18 protein-coding genes are annotated in these 17,193 nt (G+C 66.6%); 10 read left to right on the forward strand and 8 right to left on the reverse strand.

Translation table 11 applies throughout. The features are described 5' to 3' along the window. Nucleotides 1–86: 86 nt before the first annotated feature. Nucleotides 87–1,250, reverse strand: coding sequence for a M20 aminoacylase family protein (locus tag N1F91_RS07040; RefSeq protein ID WP_289991041.1), 1,164 nt, complete (start codon nt 1,248–1,250; stop codon nt 87–89). 163 nt (nt 1,251–1,413) lie between these two features. Between N1F91_RS07040 and N1F91_RS07045 the strand changes: the two genes are divergently transcribed. Further along, nucleotides 1,414–2,538 (forward strand): D-alanyl-D-alanine carboxypeptidase family protein, encoded by a 1,125-nt coding sequence (locus N1F91_RS07045; RefSeq protein WP_354670526.1) that lies wholly within the window; start codon nt 1,414–1,416, stop codon nt 2,536–2,538. A gap of 17 nt (nt 2,539–2,555) precedes the next feature. Next, nucleotides 2,556–3,716, forward strand: coding sequence for a GTP-binding protein (locus N1F91_RS07050; protein ID WP_289991042.1), 1,161 nt, complete (start codon nt 2,556–2,558; stop codon nt 3,714–3,716). Between the two features lie 28 nt (nt 3,717–3,744). On the opposite strand, the gene N1F91_RS07055 is transcribed toward N1F91_RS07050, so the two are convergent. The 5 genes from N1F91_RS07055 to N1F91_RS07075 all read right to left on the reverse strand — a co-directional run bounded on the left by N1F91_RS07055 (nt 3,745) and on the right by N1F91_RS07075 (nt 7,675). After that, entirely contained in the window at nt 3,745–3,966 is a 222-nt protein-coding gene (locus N1F91_RS07055; RefSeq protein WP_289991135.1) for a sulfurtransferase TusA family protein, read from the reverse strand. 89 nt (nt 3,967–4,055) lie between these two features. Further along, nucleotides 4,056–5,345, reverse strand: coding sequence for a murein L,D-transpeptidase family protein (locus tag N1F91_RS07060; RefSeq protein WP_289991136.1), 1,290 nt, complete (start codon nt 5,343–5,345; stop codon nt 4,056–4,058). Between the two features lie 190 nt (nt 5,346–5,535). Beyond that, nucleotides 5,536–6,486 (reverse strand): acetyl-CoA carboxylase carboxyltransferase subunit alpha, encoded by a 951-nt coding sequence (locus tag N1F91_RS07065; RefSeq protein WP_289991043.1) that lies wholly within the window; start codon nt 6,484–6,486, stop codon nt 5,536–5,538. A 106-nt stretch (nt 6,487–6,592) separates the two neighbouring features. Next, nucleotides 6,593–7,513 (reverse strand): site-specific tyrosine recombinase XerD, encoded by a 921-nt coding sequence (locus tag N1F91_RS07070; protein WP_289991044.1) that lies wholly within the window; start codon nt 7,511–7,513, stop codon nt 6,593–6,595. 12 nt (nt 7,514–7,525) lie between these two features. Continuing rightward, on the reverse strand, nt 7,526–7,675 hold the full coding sequence (locus N1F91_RS07075; RefSeq protein WP_289991045.1) for a histidine kinase: 150 nt from the start codon (nt 7,673–7,675) through the stop codon (nt 7,526–7,528). Between the two features lie 184 nt (nt 7,676–7,859). Here N1F91_RS07075 and N1F91_RS07080 point away from each other — a divergent pair, with 184 nt between their 5' ends. From N1F91_RS07080 to N1F91_RS07090, 3 genes are read left to right on the forward strand one after another with little or no spacing between them, the layout of a single operon-like run. Next, entirely contained in the window at nt 7,860–8,468 is a 609-nt protein-coding gene (locus tag N1F91_RS07080) for a shikimate kinase (RefSeq protein ID WP_289991046.1), read from the forward strand. After that, on the forward strand, nt 8,449–9,579 hold the full coding sequence (gene aroB / locus N1F91_RS07085; RefSeq protein WP_289991047.1) for a 3-dehydroquinate synthase: 1,131 nt from the start codon (nt 8,449–8,451) through the stop codon (nt 9,577–9,579). The genes N1F91_RS07080 and aroB overlap by 20 nt, the downstream gene beginning before the upstream one ends. Then, the gene (locus N1F91_RS07090) at nt 9,576–10,847 is read left to right on the forward strand and encodes an HlyC/CorC family transporter (RefSeq protein WP_289991048.1); all 1,272 of its coding nucleotides are present in this window, start codon (nt 9,576–9,578) and stop codon (nt 10,845–10,847) included. The genes aroB and N1F91_RS07090 overlap by 4 nt, the downstream gene beginning before the upstream one ends. 43 nt (nt 10,848–10,890) lie before the next feature. On the opposite strand, the gene N1F91_RS07095 is transcribed toward N1F91_RS07090, so the two are convergent. Beyond that, nucleotides 10,891–11,193, reverse strand: a complete 303-nt coding sequence (locus N1F91_RS07095) for a BolA family transcriptional regulator (RefSeq protein ID WP_289991049.1) — start codon at nt 11,191–11,193, stop codon at nt 10,891–10,893. A 124-nt stretch (nt 11,194–11,317) separates the two neighbouring features. On the opposite strand from N1F91_RS07095, the gene N1F91_RS07100 reads away from it, so the two are divergent. From N1F91_RS07100 to N1F91_RS07120, 5 genes are all read left to right on the forward strand, one after another. Next, entirely contained in the window at nt 11,318–11,932 is a 615-nt protein-coding gene (locus N1F91_RS07100) for a J domain-containing protein (RefSeq protein WP_289991050.1), read from the forward strand. A gap of 85 nt (nt 11,933–12,017) precedes the next feature. After that, nucleotides 12,018–13,004, forward strand: coding sequence for a cobaltochelatase subunit CobS (gene cobS / locus N1F91_RS07105; protein ID WP_289991051.1), 987 nt, complete (start codon nt 12,018–12,020; stop codon nt 13,002–13,004). 256 nt (nt 13,005–13,260) lie between these two features. Then, the gene (locus N1F91_RS07110; RefSeq protein WP_289991052.1) at nt 13,261–13,530 is read left to right on the forward strand and encodes a type II toxin-antitoxin system HicB family antitoxin; all 270 of its coding nucleotides are present in this window, start codon (nt 13,261–13,263) and stop codon (nt 13,528–13,530) included. A gap of 3 nt (nt 13,531–13,533) precedes the next feature. Further along, nucleotides 13,534–15,435, forward strand: a complete 1,902-nt coding sequence (gene cobT, locus N1F91_RS07115) for a cobaltochelatase subunit CobT (protein WP_289991053.1) — start codon at nt 13,534–13,536, stop codon at nt 15,433–15,435. A gap of 83 nt (nt 15,436–15,518) precedes the next feature. Further along, on the forward strand, nt 15,519–16,523 hold the full coding sequence (locus N1F91_RS07120; protein ID WP_289991054.1) for an esterase-like activity of phytase family protein: 1,005 nt from the start codon (nt 15,519–15,521) through the stop codon (nt 16,521–16,523). A 28-nt stretch (nt 16,524–16,551) separates the two neighbouring features. Here N1F91_RS07120 and N1F91_RS07125 read toward each other — a convergent pair whose 3' ends face one another. After that, a complete protein-coding gene (locus N1F91_RS07125; protein ID WP_289991055.1) occupies nt 16,552–17,172 on the reverse strand; it encodes a VUT family protein in 621 nt (206 codons plus the stop codon). Nucleotides 17,173–17,193 lie beyond the last annotated feature (21 nt).

Genomic DNA, 17,193 nt, shown 5'->3' on the forward strand with positions numbered 1-17,193 from the left:
GTATAACGGGTTTGGGCGCGCAGGCCAAGGGTTTCGCACGGCCTTGCCGGCCCGCTCGCGGCAGCCCGGGGAGCCAGATTGCGGGATCAGGCGGCGAGCGCCGTCTCGGTCAGGCGCACCCAATAGGAGATCCCGTGCGGGATCGCCTCGTCATTGAAGTCGTAGCCGGGGTGGTGAAGGTTGGCGGTGTCGCCGTTGCCGATGAAGACGAAGGAGCCCGGCCGCGCCTCCAGCATGTAGGAGAAATCCTCTCCGCCCATCACGGCGGCCATGTTCGGCTCGACGTTCTGGGCGCCGGCCACCTCCGACGCGATCTTCACCGCGAAGTCGGTCTCCTCAGGGTGGTTGAACGTGACCGGATAATTGGCGTCGTAGTCGACATGCGCCGTCGCGCCCCCCGCCTCGGCAATGCCCTGCACGATCGCCTTCATGCGCTTTTCGGCGAGTGCGGCGATGTCTTTGCGCAGCGTGCGGACGGTGCCGGCGATCTGCGCTGTCTCGGGGATGATGTTGTAGGCCTCTCCGGCGTGAAACTTGGTGACAGAGACGACCAGCGCCTCAAGCGGATCGGTATTGCGCGACACGATCGTCTGCAGTGCCCCCACGATCTGGCTGGTGATGACGATCGGATCGACGTTTTGGTGCGGAAAGGCCGCGTGTCCGCCCTTGCCCTTGACCGTGATGGTAAACTCCGCCGTCGCAGCCATGATCGGCCCGGGCCGGGTGGCGAATTGGCCGACGGGCCGACCGGGCTCATTGTGCATGCCGAAGACGCGGCTGATGCCGAAGCGCTCCATCATGCCTTCCTTCACCATCACGGCGCCGCCGCCGCCGCCTTCCTCTGCCGGCTGGAAGATGACTGCGACCCGGCCGGCGAAGTTGCGCGTCTCGGCGAGGTACTTCGCCGCACCCATCAGCATCGAGGTGTGTCCGTCATGGCCGCAGGCGTGCATCTTCCCGGGATTGGCCGAGGCATGCGCCACGCCGCTCGCCTCGGTGATCGGCAGCGCGTCCATGTCGGCGCGCAAGCCGATGGTCGGTCCATCACCGAGCCGCCCGTTGATGATGCCGACGATCCCGGTCCTGGCGATGCCGGTGACAACTTCGTCGACGCCGAATTCCCGCAGCTTTGCAGCCACGAAGGCCGAGGTCTCGTGAAGGTCGAAGCCCAGCTCCGGCGTGGTGTGGAGGTGGCGACGCCAGGCGGCGACTTCCTGCTGCATCTCGGCGGCACGGTTGAGGATCGGCATGTAGGGAACCCTGCTCCTGTTCGCTGGCCGTCCCGCCCGCCCCGCGCGATCGTGATCGGCATGGTTTTGCCATTCCCGCGCCACATGCGGTAAGTAGCAGAACCGGGGATCGGCCGAATGGCCTTCTCCCGCAACCGTAGCGCAATTCCCGCTTGAGGCGAAAGTGAATTTGAACCGTGCCTTCCCGACGCTGACCGCCTGCGTCCTGTCTGCGCTCGTCGCGGCCGCGAGCCCGGCCGCCGCCGGCCCCTCGCTCGTCGTCGACCTCGATGGCGGTCGCGTGCTGTCGCAGCAGGATGCCTTCCAGCGCTGGTATCCGGCGTCGCTGACCAAGATGCTGACCGCCTATGTCGCGTTCCGCGCCGTGGCAGCCGGGGAGGTGACGCTGTCGTCGCCAGTGCGCATCACGAAGAACGCCGCGAAGGAGCCGCCGAGCAAGATGGGCTACCCGGTCGGTTCGGTGATGACCCTCGACAGCGCGCTGAAGATCATCATGGTGAAGTCGGCCAACGACGTCGCCACCGCCATCGGCGAGAGCATCGCCGGTTCGGAGAAGGGCTTCGCCGCGCGCATGAACGCGGAATCGCGGCGCCTGGGCATGACCGGCTCGCACTGGGTGAACGCGCACGGCCTGCACCACGAGGGCCAATACACGACCGCCCACGATCTGGCCGTGCTGGCCGCCGCGATTCGCCGCGACTTCCCCGACCACGCGAGCTACTTCAAGCTGGAGGGCATCGTCGACGGCAAGTCAAAGATGACCAACCACAACGACCTGATCGGTCGCTTCGAAGGCGCCGACGGCATGAAGACCGGGTACACCTGCCCGGCAGGCTTCAACCTCGTCGCCTCAGCCACGCGCGGCGGGCGCACGCTCCTGGCGGTGGTCATCGGCGAGCGCTCGTCGGAGGAGCGTGCGGTCAAGGCCGCCGACCTGCTGGCCGCCGGCTTCGGCAGGAGCGCGGCCGGTGCGCCGACGCTGGCGTCGATGGCGCCCGCGGGCGAGGGCCTCGACAAGACCACCAACATGCGCGACCGCATCTGCACCAAGGCCGCCTACAAGGCCCGCCTCGACGCCGGCGAGATCGACAGCCGGGGCCGGGTCATCGTCAGTTCGCCGCATCTGGCCGAGAAGCCGGCACGCGAGCCGGTGCTCGTGGCCGTCGGCCTTGGCGGCGCCACCGGCCCCCGCTCGCCCTATGCGACGGACGAGGTCGAGTACGCCGACGTCCCCATCCCCACGCCCCGGCCCGATTATCCGCCGGTTGCGGCGAGCGCGGTCCAGTAGCAGCGAAAGACGACGACATGCAGCCACCCGTTCCCGTCACGGTCCTCACCGGCTTTCTGGGCGCGGGCAAGACAACGCTGCTCAACCGGCTCCTGAAAGATCCGGCGCTGACCGATACCGCGGTCATCATCAACGAGTTCGGCGATGTTGCGATCGACCATCTCCTCGTCGAGCAATCTTCGGACGGCATCATCCAACTGTCCGACGGCTGCCTGTGCTGCACCGTGCGCGGCGAACTGATCGACACGCTGGCAGACCTCGCCGACCGCATGCAGACCGGCCGCATCCCACTGCTGAAGCGCGTGGTGGTGGAAACCACCGGGCTCGCCGACCCCGCGCCGGTGCTGCAGTCGCTGATGGCGCATCCGGCGATCCTGGCGGCCTACCGGCTCGACGGTGTGGTGACGCTGGTCGACGTCGTCAACGGCTCGGCCACGCTCGACGCGCACGAGGAGGCGGTCAAGCAGGTGGCCATGGCCGACCGCCTGGTGCTGGCCAAGCGCGATCTGGCGACGGCTGCCGACCTGCGCGGGATCGAGGCACGCCTGAAGGCGCTGAACCCCGGTGCACCGCTTGTCGATGCCGCGAGTGCGACGCCGTCGGCCCTGCTCGACTGCGGCCTCTACGATCCGGCTGCCAAGAGCGTCGATGTCGCCCGCTGGCTGCGAGAAGAAGCACAGCACGATGCGTTGCACCATCATGGGCACGACGACGGGCATGGCCACGGCGACCACGGGCATGACGGACACGGGCATCACCACGACCACGGTCATCACGATCACCACCACCACCATGAGAACGACGGACGCATCCGCACCGTCTCGCTGGTGCTCGACCGGGCGCTGCCGCTCTCGACCGTGGAGAACTTCCTCGACCTCCTGCGCTCCACCCATGGCGAGCAGTTGCTGCGCATGAAAGGCATCGTCGAGACGCTGGAAGACCGCGAGCAACCGCTGGTCATCCACGGCGTGCAGAAGGTGCTGCACCCGCCTGTGCGGCTGGCGAAGTGGCCCGAAGGCGCACGCGGCGTGCGCATCGTCATGATCACCTTCGACATGCCGGCCGATTACGTCGAACGCCTGTTCGCGGCCTTCGCCGGCCAGCCCCGCATCGACATGCCGGACAGGGCGGCGCTGGAGGACAACCCGCTGGCGATCGCGGGCGGGTGGAGGCCGTAGGCGATCAGCAGTCGGGAAGGCGCGGAATCTACCCTCCCCGCTCGATCAAAAACCTGTACCCACTGCTCACGCTCTCGCTCGCCACCAGCCGGTGGCCGTCGTCGTGGCAGAAGGCGGGGATGTCGATGACGGCGAGGGGGTCGGTGGTTTCGATCCAGAGGCGGCTGCCGGCGGGCAGGCCGGCGAGGCGGCGGCGGGTCTTGAGCACTGGCAGGGGGCAGTTCAGGCCCCGGAGGTCGTAGACATCCACCGGTCGAGCGTTAGCGGTGGCGCTCTTTTCGGGCACGTCCTGGTCCCCGGCGGGGTCGCGGGCGTCCGGATCGGCGTTCACGGCGGCGGTCAGCCGCCGAAGAGGTTGCCGATCGAACCGACGCGCTTGCGCACCGAGCCGAACAACCCCCCGCCGGCATTGCTGTCCTCGACGGTGACGGCCGGAGGCGGTGCGGCGACGGGCGCGGCGGCTGCCTGTTCGGCCTGCAGCTTCGCCTGGGCGGCTGCGATCTTCTCGGCTTCCTTCTCGGCGCGCGCCTGGGCCGCGGCCGCGGCTTTCTCGTCCTCGATCCGCTTCTTCTCGGCCGCCGCCGCGTCGAGCGCCGCCTGGCGTCTGCCGGCCGGCGAATCGATGCGGCCCATGCGCTCGGTGGAGGCGACGATCGCACCGTCGCCAAGCATGGCCGGCGGATCGAGCGGCACGCGTTCGCCGCGCGAGCGGCGCTTCGTCCAATCTGCGACGAGCTTCGCCTCGGCGATGCCGGCGATCGAATCGCGCGGTGCCGGCAGTGGCTTGTCGGAATAGCTGGCGAAGGCGGCGTCGAAGCTGGTCTTCTGCGACTGGTAGGCGGAGATCAGCGTGTCGGGCTGCGACATCGGCGGGCACATGCCGGTAGGCGAGAATGCGGCGCTGCCTTCCGGCACCTGGTTGAAGACGTAGCGCTTCTCGCAGACGTCCACCTTGGGCGGCACCTTGGTGATTTCGAAGTGATCGTAGCCTTCCTTCAGCATCGACCAGAAGGCGTAGTTCGGGTCGTTGCGGTAGCGCGCCATGTTCTCGGGCGTCATGCGGAAGGGGAAGGCCTGAATCTGGAACTCGCGCTGCCCACCGGAAAACGCGTCGCGCGCGAAGGCGTAGATCTCCTCCACCTGCTCGTCGGTCATGGAATAGCAACCGGACGAGGAGCAGCCGCCATGCACCATCAGGTTCGAGCCGGTGCGGCCATGGGCCCGGTCGTATGCGTTGGGATAGCCCATGTTGAAGGCGAGGTGATAGCTGGAGCGTGGGTTCAACTGGCCGGGGCCGACGGTGTAGAAGCCTTCCGGCGCCTGCCGGTCACCCTCGATGAACTTCGGCCCCAGCTGCCCCGACCACTTGCAGATGTCGTAGGAGGCGATGAGGTCGTAGCGACCGTTCGACTTCTGCTTCCAGATCTCGAGCTTGCCCTCTTCCTTGAAGACACGCGCCATGACAGGCGAGGACTTGGGCATGCCCTTGGCCTTCATCTGCGTCACGATGCGTTCGGGAAGCTGCTTGTTCGCCTTGGCGCCGACAGCCGATTCGAGCGCGGATTCCGTGCAGCCCGCCAGCGCCACCGCTGCTGCGAGAAGTCCGATCCGGGTGAATTTCGAAATCATCGTCAAGCTTCAAGATCCTGGCCGAAGCGCGTAGCCGAGGGGGCATCGCGCGATCACACCGGTAAACCTCTACGGGCGTTAACCTTGCGAATCCCTTACCGCAAGGCGCGCAACGGGTTCCTCTCGGGAAGTTCAATGCGGGCAAGCCATGGCGACAGTGTGGCGGAAGGTGGAAACGGCAGGCGCCGGACTACAGCCCCCGGCCAATGGCCAGGAACTTCTCGCGCCGGTGCTCGCGGCAATCCACGTTCTGCGCCGCCAGTTCGGCAAAAGCGGCTGCGATCTGGTCGCCGGCCGCGTCGATGGCGGCTTCGGCGCCGCGATGCGCCCCGCCCAGCGGCTCGGGGATGATGCCGTCGATGACCTTCATTTCGAGCAGGTCCTTCGCCGTGATCTTCATCGAGGTGGCTGCATCGCGGGCGCGGGTGGGATCGCGCCACAGGATGGAGGCAGCGCCCTCGGGAGAGATCACCGAATAGATCGCGTGCTCCAGCATGTAGACCTTGTTGGCGGTGGCGATGGCAATGGCGCCGCCCGAGCCGCCTTCTCCGATGATGACCGAGACGGCCGGTACCTTCAATCCGAGCGAGACGGAGGTCGAGCGCGCGATGGCCTCGGCCTGGCCGCGCTCTTCCGCGCCGATGCCGGGATAGGCGCCGGCCGTGTCGACCAGCGTCACCAGCCGCACGCCGAATCGGTCCGCGAGTTCCATGATCCGCACCGCCTTGCGGTAGCCTTCGGGTCGGGCCATGCCGAAATTGTGCTTCAGGCGGCTCTTGGTGTCTGCGCCCTTCTCCTGGCCGAGGATCGCCACCGGCTCGCCGCGGAAGCGCGCGAAGCCGCCGATGATGGCGTTGTCCTCGCCGTAGAGCCGGTCGCCGGCGAGCGGCGTGAAGTCGGTGAAAAGACGACCGACATAGTCGAGGCAGTGCGGCCGGTCGGGATGGCGCGCGACCTGTGCCTTCTGCCAGGGCTGGAGCTGGCGGTAGATGTCGCGCAGCGCATCGCTGGAGCGCTTCTCCAGCCGCGCGATCTCTTCGGCTACGTCGACGGCCTCGCCGCCTTCCGAGAGCGTCTTCAGCTCCAGGATCTTGCCTTCAAGGTCCGCGACGGGCTTTTCGAATTCGAGATAATTGTACATTCGCTGCTGTGCCGGGGGACGCGCGAAAGGCGTCGTTTCGGGTGCGGAATTGCTCTGTGAACGCCCTTCGGCGCTGAAAAGTTGCTCTCCCATATCGATCCCGCGCCTAGTCGGCAAGCGGATGATGTTCGTTGACCAGCTTCATCAGCCGCTCCTCCAGCACATGTGTGTAGATCTGGGTGGTCGAGATGTCGGAATGGCCGAGCAGCAGTTGCACGGCGCGCAGATCGGCGCCGTTCTGCAGCAGGTGGCTGGCGAAGGCGTGCCGGATCACGTGCGGCGAGACAGCCGAGGACGGCAGGCCGGCACGGGCTGCCAGCGCTTTCAGGTCGCGCGCGAACACCTGTCGGGGCAGGTAGCCGGTGTCCGAACGGGCGGGAAAGAGATACAGGCTGTCCGCGTTCGCGGCGTCCTCCGCCCGCGCCGCCAGCCAGACCGTCATCACGTTTCGTGCCTTTCCCGAGAGCGGCACCATGCGCTCCTTGTTGCCCTTGCCGCGCACCACGAAGAAGCGCTCGTCGCGCAGCGCCACCGAGAGCGGCAGGCCGACCAGCTCCGAGACGCGCAGGCCGGTCGCGTAGAGCACCTCCACCAGCGCGTGGAGCCTGACCGCCGCCTCGCGCGAAAGGCCGGGCGGCGGCGTTGCCGCTTCGTCCGCTGCACGGTCGAGAAGCCGCCCGGTTTCGGCCTCCGACAGCACGCCAGGCAGGGTTCGCGGCTTCTTCGGGCTTTCGGCCGTGCCCGTCGGATCGTCACCGCGCATGCCCTCGGCGTAGAGAAAGCGGAAGAACTGCCGCAGAGCGGAGAGCTTGCGCGCCTGCGTCGACGCGGCGAAGCCCTCCGCTGCGACGCGGTCCATCAGCCAGGCGATGTCGGCGCCCGTGGCGTCGGCAAGACCAGCCTTGCCGGCCATGGAACGGTGCGCGTCCTCGAGGTCGCGGCGATAGGCGTCGAGCGTGTTCTGGCTGGCGCCCCGCTCCGCGCTCATCATTTCCAGGAAGGTCTCGATCGCGGAAGCGGTGTTCATGCCGTTTCCGTATCAGTCGCGCGGATTGAGTTTTTCGGCCGGAATCCGCACCGTCATCTCGCCCGTCCTCGGTTCCACGAAGGTGACGAGCGCGAACATCGCGCCGTAGACGATGCCGACGAGGATGGCGATCGTCGTCAGGAAACGGAAAAGCGTGGGCATTGGTACTGCTGATCCCTCGGGTCGTCCGCCGGGCCTCCTTATGCGTCGCGGGAGTGGTGAGTTCAACCCCGGCACCGTCCGCCCGGCTTGCCGCCGTGACCTACTGCCGTTGCCTCGCATCGTGGCGATTGCTTGACGCGCCGCGCCTTTTCATGCGCATACGGCTCGCCGAGGGAAGATATCGATGAACGCCGTTACCCAAGTCGACGAGAGGACGCTGCGCGACAAACTCGCCGGGCGCGCCATCGTCTTCATCGGGTTGATGGGGGCCGGGAAGACGGCGATCGGCCGCCGCGTCGCGCAGATGCTCGAACTGCCATTCGTGGACAGCGACCATGAGATCGAATCGGTCTCGCGCATGACGATCCCCGACCTCTTCGAGCGTTACGGCGAACCGGAATTCCGAGCCCTGGAGCGCAGGGTCATCACTCGGCTGCTGGAGGAGGGCGAGCGGGTCATTTCCACCGGCGGCGGCGCCTTCATGAGCGAGGACACCCGCAGGGCCGTCGCGGCGCATGGGGTCTCGATCTGGCTCAAGGCTGACATCGACGTGCTCATGCAACGTGTCGTCAAGAACAAGAGCCGTCCGCTGCTGAAGAACGACGATCCCCGAGGCGTGATGCAGCGCCTGATGCGCGAGCGCTATCCGGTCTACGCGCTGGCCGACGTGACCGTCGTGACACGCGACGAAACCAAGGACATCATCGCGTCGGAGGCGATCCAGGCCCTGGACCGCTGGCTCGACGCGCAGCGAGCGGGAAAGAGCTTCGACGATGGACGTGCCAGCAACTGACGAACCGGTGCGCGTGGAGGTCGGGCTCGGCGACCGCGCCTACGACATCCTGATCGGCAGTGGCCTGCTTGCTCGCGCGGGCGCGCAGATTGCCGCCAGGATGCCGGGCGTGCGCGCTGCGATCGTGACGGATGAGAACGTGGCGGCGATCCATCTGCCGGCATTCGCCGCCAGCCTGGAGGCGGCGGGAATCGCCGCGACGGCGATCATTCTGCTGGCCGGCGAGCGCACCAAGAGCTTCGAGCACCTCGAGCGTGTCGTCGATGCCGTGCTCGGCGCCCGCCTGGAGCGACGGGACGTGGTGGTGGCGCTCGGAGGAGGCGTGATCGGCGATCTGACCGGCTTCGCAGCGGGAATCGTACGGCGCGGCATGCGCTTCGTGCAGGTGCCGACCTCGCTGCTTGCGCAGGTCGATTCCTCCGTGGGCGGCAAGACGGGCATCAATACGGGCCACGGCAAGAACCTCGTCGGCCTCTTCCACCAGCCGGGACTCGTTCTCGCCGACACCGATGTCCTCGACACGCTGCCGCTGCGGGAGTTTCGCGCCGGATATGCCGAGGTGGCGAAGTACGGGCTCATCGACCGGCCGGACTTCTTCGCCTGGCTGGAGGCAAACTGGCGCGACGTCTTCGCCGGCGGCAAGGCGCGCACGCGGGCAATCGCCGAATCCTGCCGATCCAAGGCCGAGATCGTTGCCCGCGACGAGTTCGAGACCGGCGACCGTGCCCTGCTCAACCTCGGCCATACCTTCGGCCACGCGCTCGAATCGGCGGTCGCCTACGATGGTGCACGCCTCGTCCATGGCGAGGCCGTAGCGATCGGAATGGTGCTGGCGCACCGCTTTTCCGCGAGGCTGAACCAGTGCAGTCCCGACGATGCACTTCGCGTCGAAGCGCACCTGAAGGCGGTCGGCCTGCCGACCCGGATGGCCGACATTCCGGGCACCCTCCCTGACTCCGGGCGACTTCTTGCCTATATTGCGCAGGACAAGAAGGTGTCGCGCGGCGCGCTGACCTTCATTCTCACGCACGGCGTCGGCAAATCCTACATCGCGAAGGATGTACCGGCGTCCGAAGTCCTGTCCTTCCTCGAGGAGAACCATCCCGGATGACGACCGAATTGTGGGTGATCGCTGGGATCATCCTGATCCTCATCTGTTTCTCTTTCCTCTTCTCCGGGACCGAGACCGGCATGACCGCGGCCTCCCGGGCGCGCCTCCATTCCATTGCCGCCAGCGGAGACAAGCGCGCTTCGGTGGTGGAGCGCCTGATCGAGCGCAAGGACCGCCTCGTCGGCGCGCTGCTGATCGGCAACAACCTCGTCAACATCCTCGCCTCGTCGCTCGCGACCAGCGTGCTGCTGTCCATCTTCGGCGACAGGGGCGTCGTCTATGCCACGATCGGCATGACGGTCCTGCTCGTCATCTTCTCCGAGATCCTGCCAAAATCGCTCGCCCTCTTCCGCCCCGAACAGTTCGCCCTCTTCGTCGCGCCCTTTGCCCGGGTCGTCGTCTTCGTGTTCGGTCCGATCTCCAGCGCCGCCAACTACGTCGTGCGCGGCATCCTGCACCTGTTCGGCGTCAATCTGTCGAGCGACGCGAACATGGTCTCGGCGCATGAGGAGATTCGCGGCGCCGTCGAGGTCCTGCACCGCGAAGGCTCTTTCGTGAAGCAGGACCGTGACCGCGTCGGCGGTCTGCTCGACCTTGCCGAACTCGAAGTTTCCGACATCATGATCCACCGGACGGCGATGAAGCTCGTCAACGCGGGTGACGCGCCGGACGTCGTGGTGCGCGAGATTCTGCAGAGCCCCTATACGCGCATGCCGCTGTATCGCGACGAAACCGACAACATCGTCGGCGTCGTTCACGCCAAGGATCTGCTGCGGGCGCTGCACGAGGTGGGCAATGATCCGGCCCAGGTCGACATCATGAAGGTGGCGACGAAGCCGTGGTTCGTGCCGGACACCACGACCCTGCGCGACCAGCTGAACGCCTTCCTGCGGCGTAAGGCGCATTTCGCCATCGTGGTGGACGAGTATGGCGAAGTCGAAGGCCTCGTCACGCTCGAGGACATCATCGAGGAGATCGTCGGCGAGATCGCCGACGAGCACGACGTCGACATCCAGGGCGTCAAGCAGGAGGCAGACGGTTCGATCGTGGTCGATGGCGGGGTGCCGATCCGCGATCTGAACCGCGCGCTGGACTGGACGCTTCCCGACGACGAGGCGACCACGATCGCTGGCCTCGTCATCCACGAGGCGCAGATGATCCCCGAGGAAAAGCAGGCCTTCACCTTCCACGGCAAACGCTTCATCGTCATGAAGCGCAACAAGAACCGCATCGTGAAGCTGAGGATCAAGCCGCTGGACGTCGGCTAGCGCCTTGCCCGGCCGTCGGGTCGGGCAAGCGGGCAAACGCTCTTCACCAGCGCGTCTTTTCCCCGGGCGCCGCGGGCTCCAGCGCAAGCGCGTGGACGCTGCCGGCGAGTTCCTCGGCGAGCAGCTCGTTGATGGCGCGGTGCCGGTCGACCCGGTTCAGGCCGGCGAAGGCCGGCGCGACGATGCGGACTCGGAAATGGGTCTCGCCCTGACCGTCGAAGGCGCCGTGGTGTTCGGAGCCGGAATGATGATGGCCGGCATGGAGGTGGCTCTCGTTGACGACCTCGAGCCGTTCCGGTGCGAAACACTGCTTCAGCTTGACTTCGATACGGGACTGGATGGACATGCGCGCAATCTCCCACCAAATGCGCCGCTCCGACGCAAAGGTCATGCAAATCAGGGGTTAGGGACATCCTTCCCCAAATGTCAATTCTTGTATCGCGGTGCGAAGCACCCATAATCGCTGGACGATGAACGCCAACTCAAAGATCTTCGACCGGATTCGCGTCCGTCCCGATCGGGACGCCGAGGCGAAGTCGCGCGCGCCGCGCTGCCAGTGGGATGGCTGCGCGGAGCCGGGGCTCCACCGTGCGCCGGTTGGCCGCATGAAGGAGGGCGAGTATTTCCGCTTTTGCATCGACCATGTGCGCGCCTACAACAAGGGCTACAACTATTTCTCCGGCCTCGGCGATACGGACATTGCCCGCTTCCAGAAGGAAGCGCTGACCGGCCACCGCCCCACCTGGGTGATGGGCATCAATGGCTCCGCCAAGTCGAGCCCGGACTTCGCAGCGAAGCGCTCGGGCCGGGCCGGCTACTACAGCCGCGTCCGCGATCCGTTCAACCTGTTTGGCGAGGACAAGCCGCGGCCGCAGCCGCAACGCAAGGCGCGCCCGCTGGAGGCCAAGGCGCTGGAAACGCTGGGCCTGGACGAGAAAGCGACTGGCGCGGACATAAAGGCGCGCTATAAAGAACTGGTAAAGCGCCACCATCCCGATGCGAATGGCGGCGACCGGGGTTCGGAAGACCGGTTCCGCGACGTGCTCCAGGCCTACCGTGTGCTCAAACAATCGGGTTTTTGTTGAGCGCCGCGTCTGCTAAGGACTGCCCCCGAAAAGCTGTGACTGGACGAATGGCGGCGCCCCCGACTGGCCCGGCGCTGGAGGCATGATGAACAAGATCGATCGCGACATTTCCAATCTCCCGGACACCACCGTATCGGTGAAGGACGTCTTCGGCTTCGAGTCGCGCATGATCGTGCCGGCCTATTCGGTCGGGGACCCGCATGTCCCAGACATCGATCCGGACTATCTCTTCGACCGCGACACCACGCTCGCCATCCTGGCCGGCTTCGCCTTCAACCGGCGCGTGATGATCTCGGGCTATCACGGCACCGGCAAATCGACGCATATCGAGCAGGTCGCGGCACGGCTGAACTGGCCGATGGTGCGCGTCAATCTCGACAGCCACGTCAGCCGCATCGATCTCGTCGGCAAGGACGCGATCGTGCTGAAGGAAGGCAAGCAGGTCACGGAGTTCCGCGACGGCATTCTGCCCTGGGCCTACCAGCACAACGTCGCGCTCTGCTTCGACGAGTACGATGCCGGCCGCCCGGACGTGATGTTCGTCATCCAGCGCGTGCTCGAATCGGCCGGCCGCCTGACGCTGCTGGATCAGAGCCGCGTCATCCGGCCGCATCCGGCTTTCCGCCTGTTCGCCACCGCCAACACGGTCGGCCTGGGCGATACCACGGGCCTCTACCACGGTACCCAACAGATCAACCAGGCGCAGATGGACCGCTGGTCCATCGTCACCACGCTCAACTACCTGCCGCACGACAAGGAAGTCGACATCGTGCTGGCCAAGGCCAAGCACTACCGTAACGACAAGGGTCGCGTCATCGTCGACCGAATGGTGCGGGTTGCCGACATGACCCGCTCGGCCTTCGTCAACGGCGATCTTGCCACCGTGATGAGCCCGCGCACGGTCATCACCTGGGCCGAGAACGCCGAGATATTCGGCGATGTCGGTCATTCGTTCCGCCTCACCTTCCTCAACAAGTGCGACGAACTCGAGCGCGCCCTCGTGGCCGAGTTCTACCAGCGCGTCTTCGGCGAGGAACTGAAGGAGAGCGCGGTGAACGTCGTGCTGGGCTGACGTGAGGCCAGAGAACCGCGTCGATGGGAAAGACGATCGAGCGGATGCGGTCCAACCCAAGGGGGGACTGGCGTATTGCCGACGTCGAAAGAGCCTGCGCGGAGGCCGGGGTCGCTTGCATGAAGCCGTCGGGCGGGTCACACTTCAAGGTCGGAAATCCACATGGTGGACGACGACTGACAATACCGGCCCGGCGTCCCATCAAGCCGGTGTACATCGCAATGCTGGTCAAGTTCCTCGACGAGGAAGGCAGACGATGATCGAGAGAACGAAGATACTCGTTTCCGACGGATCGGTGTTCGATCCTGCAGACTACGAAGTCAATCTGCGCCCGCTCCACGCATCCGAGGGAGGCGGCTGGCTTGCGGTCATGCCCGCGCTTCCGGGTTGTACCGGCGATGGCGAAAGCGAGATGGAGGCTATCGGAGACGTCCGCCTGGCCGCGTGGGAGTGGGCCGCCGCGGCGGCGGCCGATGGCGATCCCATTCCGGCGCCCATGAGCCGAAATCCCATGGCCGCCGAGTAGACAATGGCATCTCCCGGCGACAACCAGCGTGGCGGCAAGCCGAAGACGGGCAGTGAGGGCGAGGCCTTCAAGCGCGCGATGACGGTGACGATGCGCGCCATCGCGGGCGAGAACGACCTCGAGGTCTCGTTCGCCAAGGACAAGCCGGCGCTCGCCGGTAGTCGCGCGCGGCTGCCCGAACTCGGCAATCGGCCGACGAAGGCGGAGGTCTCGATCACCCGCGGTCTGGGTGATTCGATGGCGCTGCGCCGCGCTTGTCACGACAGTTCGATCCATACCCGGCTCGCGCCCGAGGGCAAGCAGGCGCGGGCGATCTTCGACGCGGTCGAGCAGGCCCGTGTGGAGGCGATCGGCGCCAATCGGATGGCCGGCGTGGCCGACAACCTCGCCTCCATGCTGGAGGACAAGTACCAGAAGGCCAATCTCGCGAGCGTCACGGAGCAGGCCGATGCGCCGCTCGAGGAAGCCGTCGCCATGGTCGTGCGAGAACATCTGACCGGGCGCAAGGTGCCGAAGAGCGGCGAACGCATGGTCGATCTCTGGCGCGACTGGATCGAAGACAAGGCCGGTGCCGATATCGAGGGCCTCACCGGCAAGCTGGACGACCAGAATGCTTTCGCCCGCGTCGTCCGAAACATGCTGGCCTCCATGGACATGGCCGAGGAACTGGGGGACGAGGAGCAGTCCGAGGAGGCCGAAGACAGCGACGACCAGCCCGAGGGCGAGGAGGAGAGCGACGACGGCGGCGAGCAGGACCAGGGTGCGGACCAGTCTGAGTCCGACGAGTCTGACGATTCCACCGAGGATCAGGAAGCCGGCGAGAGCGAATCGAGCGACGCTGACGCTGACGAGATTTCGGAGGACGAGGACGTCGACGCGGAGACGCCGGGCGAGGCCAAGCGTCCTGATTTCCCCTATACGAACCTGCCACCCGACTTCGACTACAAGATCTTTACCACCGCCTTCGACGAGATGGTGGGCGCCGAGGAACTCTGCGACGAGGAGGAACTCGACCGTCTGCGCGCCTTCCTCGACAAGCAGCTCGCCAACCTCCAAGGGGTGGTTGGCCGGCTTGCCAACAGGCTGCAGCGCCGCCTGATGGCGCAGCAGAACCGCTCCTGGGACTTCGACCTGGAAGAGGGCTATCTCGACCCGGCGCGGCTCGTGCGCGTCGTCATCGATCCCATGCAGCCGCTCTCCTTCAAGCAGGAGCGCGATACCAACTTCCGCGACACCGTGGTCACGCTGCTGCTCGACAATTCGGGCTCGATGCGCGGCCGCCCGATCACGGTCGCGGCGACATGTGCCGACATCCTTGCCCGCACGCTGGAGCGCTGCGGAGTCTCCGTCGAGATTCTCGGCTTCACCACGAAGGCGTGGAAGGGCGGCCAGTCGCGCGAGAAGTGGCTCAAGGAAGGCAAGCCTGCCAGCCCCGGCCGGCTCAACGACCTGCGCCACATCATCTACAAGTCCGCCGACGCGCCCTGGCGGCGGGCCCGGCGCAATCTCGGCCTGATGATGCGCGAAGGGCTCCTGAAGGAGAACATCGACGGCGAAGCGCTGCTCTGGGCGCACAACCGACTCGTGGCCCGCCGCGAGCAGCGCAAGATCCTGATGATGATCTCCGACGGCGCGCCGGTCGACGACTCGACGCTATCGGTCAACCCCGGCAACTACCTGGAGCGCCATCTGCGCGCGGTCATCGACCTGATCGAGACGCGTTCGCCGGTGGAACTCATCGCTATCGGCATCGGCCACGACGTGACGCGCTACTACCGCCGCGCCGTGACCATCGTCGACGCCGAGGAACTCGCCGGAGCCATGACCGAGCAACTGGCATCGCTCTTCGCCGACCAGGCCGCAGCCGGTGCGCGCCGCGGCGGCGCACGGCGGCGCGCGGGCTGACGGGCTTGGCCGGGGATCGATCCACACCGGCCGGCTTCCCGATCCGCTTAAGGGCAACGCCTGGCATGCGGCTGTGCGCTGCGTTGACCGCGGTCGCCCTCGTCTCGTCTGCGACAGTCTGGACGGCCGCTCCCGCCTATGCCGTCGCGTCGGCAGCGGCGGTCGAGCCGATCAGTGTTCGCAGCTGGCCGATCCGGTCCTTCCGCATCGGCTCGTCGCAGATGCGCTTCGGGCCGCTGGAGTTCGTCGGGGGCCTCGAAATGGCCTCGGCCGCTGGCGATTTCGGCGCCCTGTCCGCCTTTCGCTTTCTCGATCCCGGAGGGCGTTTCGTCGGCGTCGCCGACACCGGCTTCTGGTTCTTCGGCCAGTTGGAGCGCGACGCTGACGGCAGGCCCTCCGGCCTCGCGGATTTCACCATGCAGCAGATGGTCGGCCCGCAGGGACAGGTGACGGCCGACAAGGGGCGCACGGATGCCGAGGGCCTGGCCGTTCGCGACGGTGTTGCCACCGCCACGTTCGAACGTGCGCACCGGGTCTCGGAGTACAAGCTCGATCCGGGCGGCATGAAGAGCCAGATCCGCGATCTCGGCTACGTCATCCCGCCGCGGGAACTGCGCAACAACCGCGGTCTCGAGACGATCGCCTACGCTCCGAAGGACGGACCCTTGGCGGGCGCCCGCGTCGTCGTCTCCGAAAAGAGCCTCGACCGGAACGGCGACATCTTCGCCGCGATCATCGAGGGGCCGGGCAAAGGCGTCTTTACGGTCGTCCGCCGCGGCGAGTTCGATATCACTGACGGTGCCTTCCTGCCGGATGGTGATCTGCTGCTGCTCGAGCGGAGCTACGCCATCTCGCGCGGCGTCGGCATGCGGCTGCGGCGCATTCCCGCTGGCGACATCCGCAAGGGGGCGGTGGCCGACGGCGAGATCCTGCTGGAGGCCGGGATGACCTACCAGATCGACAACATGGAAGGGCTGGACGTCTGGCGGCGCGCCGATGGCGCCCTGATGGTGTCGCTGATCTCCGACGACAACCACTCGATCCTGCAGCGGAATCTGTACCTGGAGTTCATCCTGCAGGAGGATTAGCGGGCGGCTGCGCCCGCGCGGCTGGATTTCAGCGTACGGCTGGAGCGGGCCTCAGCACCGACAGCAAGGCGCCGTAAGGGGCTAGCATGGCGAGCCCGATCAGGATCTTGACGGCGAAGTCGCCCAGCGCCAGCGACACCCACAGCGGCGCCTGCCCGCCCAGGAACGGCACGGCGAAGGCGAGAGAGCCGTCCTCCATGCCGAACAAGGCGTCGATGCCGGCAAACGCGGACGAGAAGGCAAGGCCGAAGAACAGCACCGTGTCCAGCGCCGAGCCGACCAGCGTCGAGACGAAGGGTGCCTGCCACCAGGCCTGGCCACGCAGCCGGTCGAAGACGGCCGTGTCGAGAAGCTGGGCCACCAGGAAGGCCGAACCGGAGGCGATGGCGATGCGTGGCGTCGCCAGCCAGACCGACAGAGCAACGGCGATGACGAAGCCGGCGAGCACCACCCGCCGCGCCGCACCGGTGCCGAAGCGGCGGTTGGTCAGGTCGTTGACGAGGAAGGCCACCGGATAGGTGAAGGCGCCCCAGGTGAGTATCTCGCCGAGCCCGAGATGCTCGAACGGATATTGCACAAGGACGTTGGACACGGCGACGATGATTGCCATGGCCGCGACGAACGGCAGGACACGCAGGGTGCTGGTCATTTTTTTATCCTGGGTGATGGA

It is taken from the genome of Aquibium sp. ELW1220 (assembly GCF_030398385.1).
In the GTDB taxonomy this organism is placed as follows: domain Bacteria; phylum Pseudomonadota; class Alphaproteobacteria; order Rhizobiales; family Rhizobiaceae; genus Aquibium.

What these genes read in the sequence shown, in the direction of transcription:
- N1F91_RS07050 (WP_289991042.1), top strand. Translation starts at nt 2,556, where the DNA reads ATGCAGCCACCCGTTCCCGTCACGGTCCTCACCGGCTTTCTGGGCGCG.
- N1F91_RS07125 (WP_289991055.1), bottom strand. Translation starts at nt 17,172, where the DNA reads ATGACCAGCACCCTGCGTGTCCTGCCGTTCGTCGCGGCCATGGCAATC.
- N1F91_RS07080 (WP_289991046.1), top strand. Translation starts at nt 7,860, where the DNA reads ATGAACGCCGTTACCCAAGTCGACGAGAGGACGCTGCGCGACAAACTC.
- N1F91_RS07040 (WP_289991041.1), bottom strand. Translation starts at nt 1,250, where the DNA reads ATGCCGATCCTCAACCGTGCCGCCGAGATGCAGCAGGAAGTCGCCGCC.
- N1F91_RS07110 (WP_289991052.1), top strand. Translation starts at nt 13,261, where the DNA reads ATGATCGAGAGAACGAAGATACTCGTTTCCGACGGATCGGTGTTCGAT.
- N1F91_RS07075 (WP_289991045.1), bottom strand. Translation starts at nt 7,675, where the DNA reads ATGCCCACGCTTTTCCGTTTCCTGACGACGATCGCCATCCTCGTCGGC.
- cobS (WP_289991051.1), top strand. Translation starts at nt 12,018, where the DNA reads ATGAACAAGATCGATCGCGACATTTCCAATCTCCCGGACACCACCGTA.
- aroB (WP_289991047.1), top strand. Translation starts at nt 8,449, where the DNA reads ATGGACGTGCCAGCAACTGACGAACCGGTGCGCGTGGAGGTCGGGCTC.
- N1F91_RS07095 (WP_289991049.1), bottom strand. Translation starts at nt 11,193, where the DNA reads ATGTCCATCCAGTCCCGTATCGAAGTCAAGCTGAAGCAGTGTTTCGCA.
- N1F91_RS07070 (WP_289991044.1), bottom strand. Translation starts at nt 7,513, where the DNA reads ATGAACACCGCTTCCGCGATCGAGACCTTCCTGGAAATGATGAGCGCG.
- N1F91_RS07100 (WP_289991050.1), top strand. Translation starts at nt 11,318, where the DNA reads ATGAACGCCAACTCAAAGATCTTCGACCGGATTCGCGTCCGTCCCGAT.
- cobT (WP_289991053.1), top strand. Translation starts at nt 13,534, where the DNA reads ATGGCATCTCCCGGCGACAACCAGCGTGGCGGCAAGCCGAAGACGGGC.
- N1F91_RS07060 (WP_289991136.1), bottom strand. Translation starts at nt 5,345, where the DNA reads ATGATTTCGAAATTCACCCGGATCGGACTTCTCGCAGCAGCGGTGGCG.
- N1F91_RS07065 (WP_289991043.1), bottom strand. Translation starts at nt 6,486, where the DNA reads ATGTACAATTATCTCGAATTCGAAAAGCCCGTCGCGGACCTTGAAGGC.
- N1F91_RS07090 (WP_289991048.1), top strand. Translation starts at nt 9,576, where the DNA reads ATGACGACCGAATTGTGGGTGATCGCTGGGATCATCCTGATCCTCATC.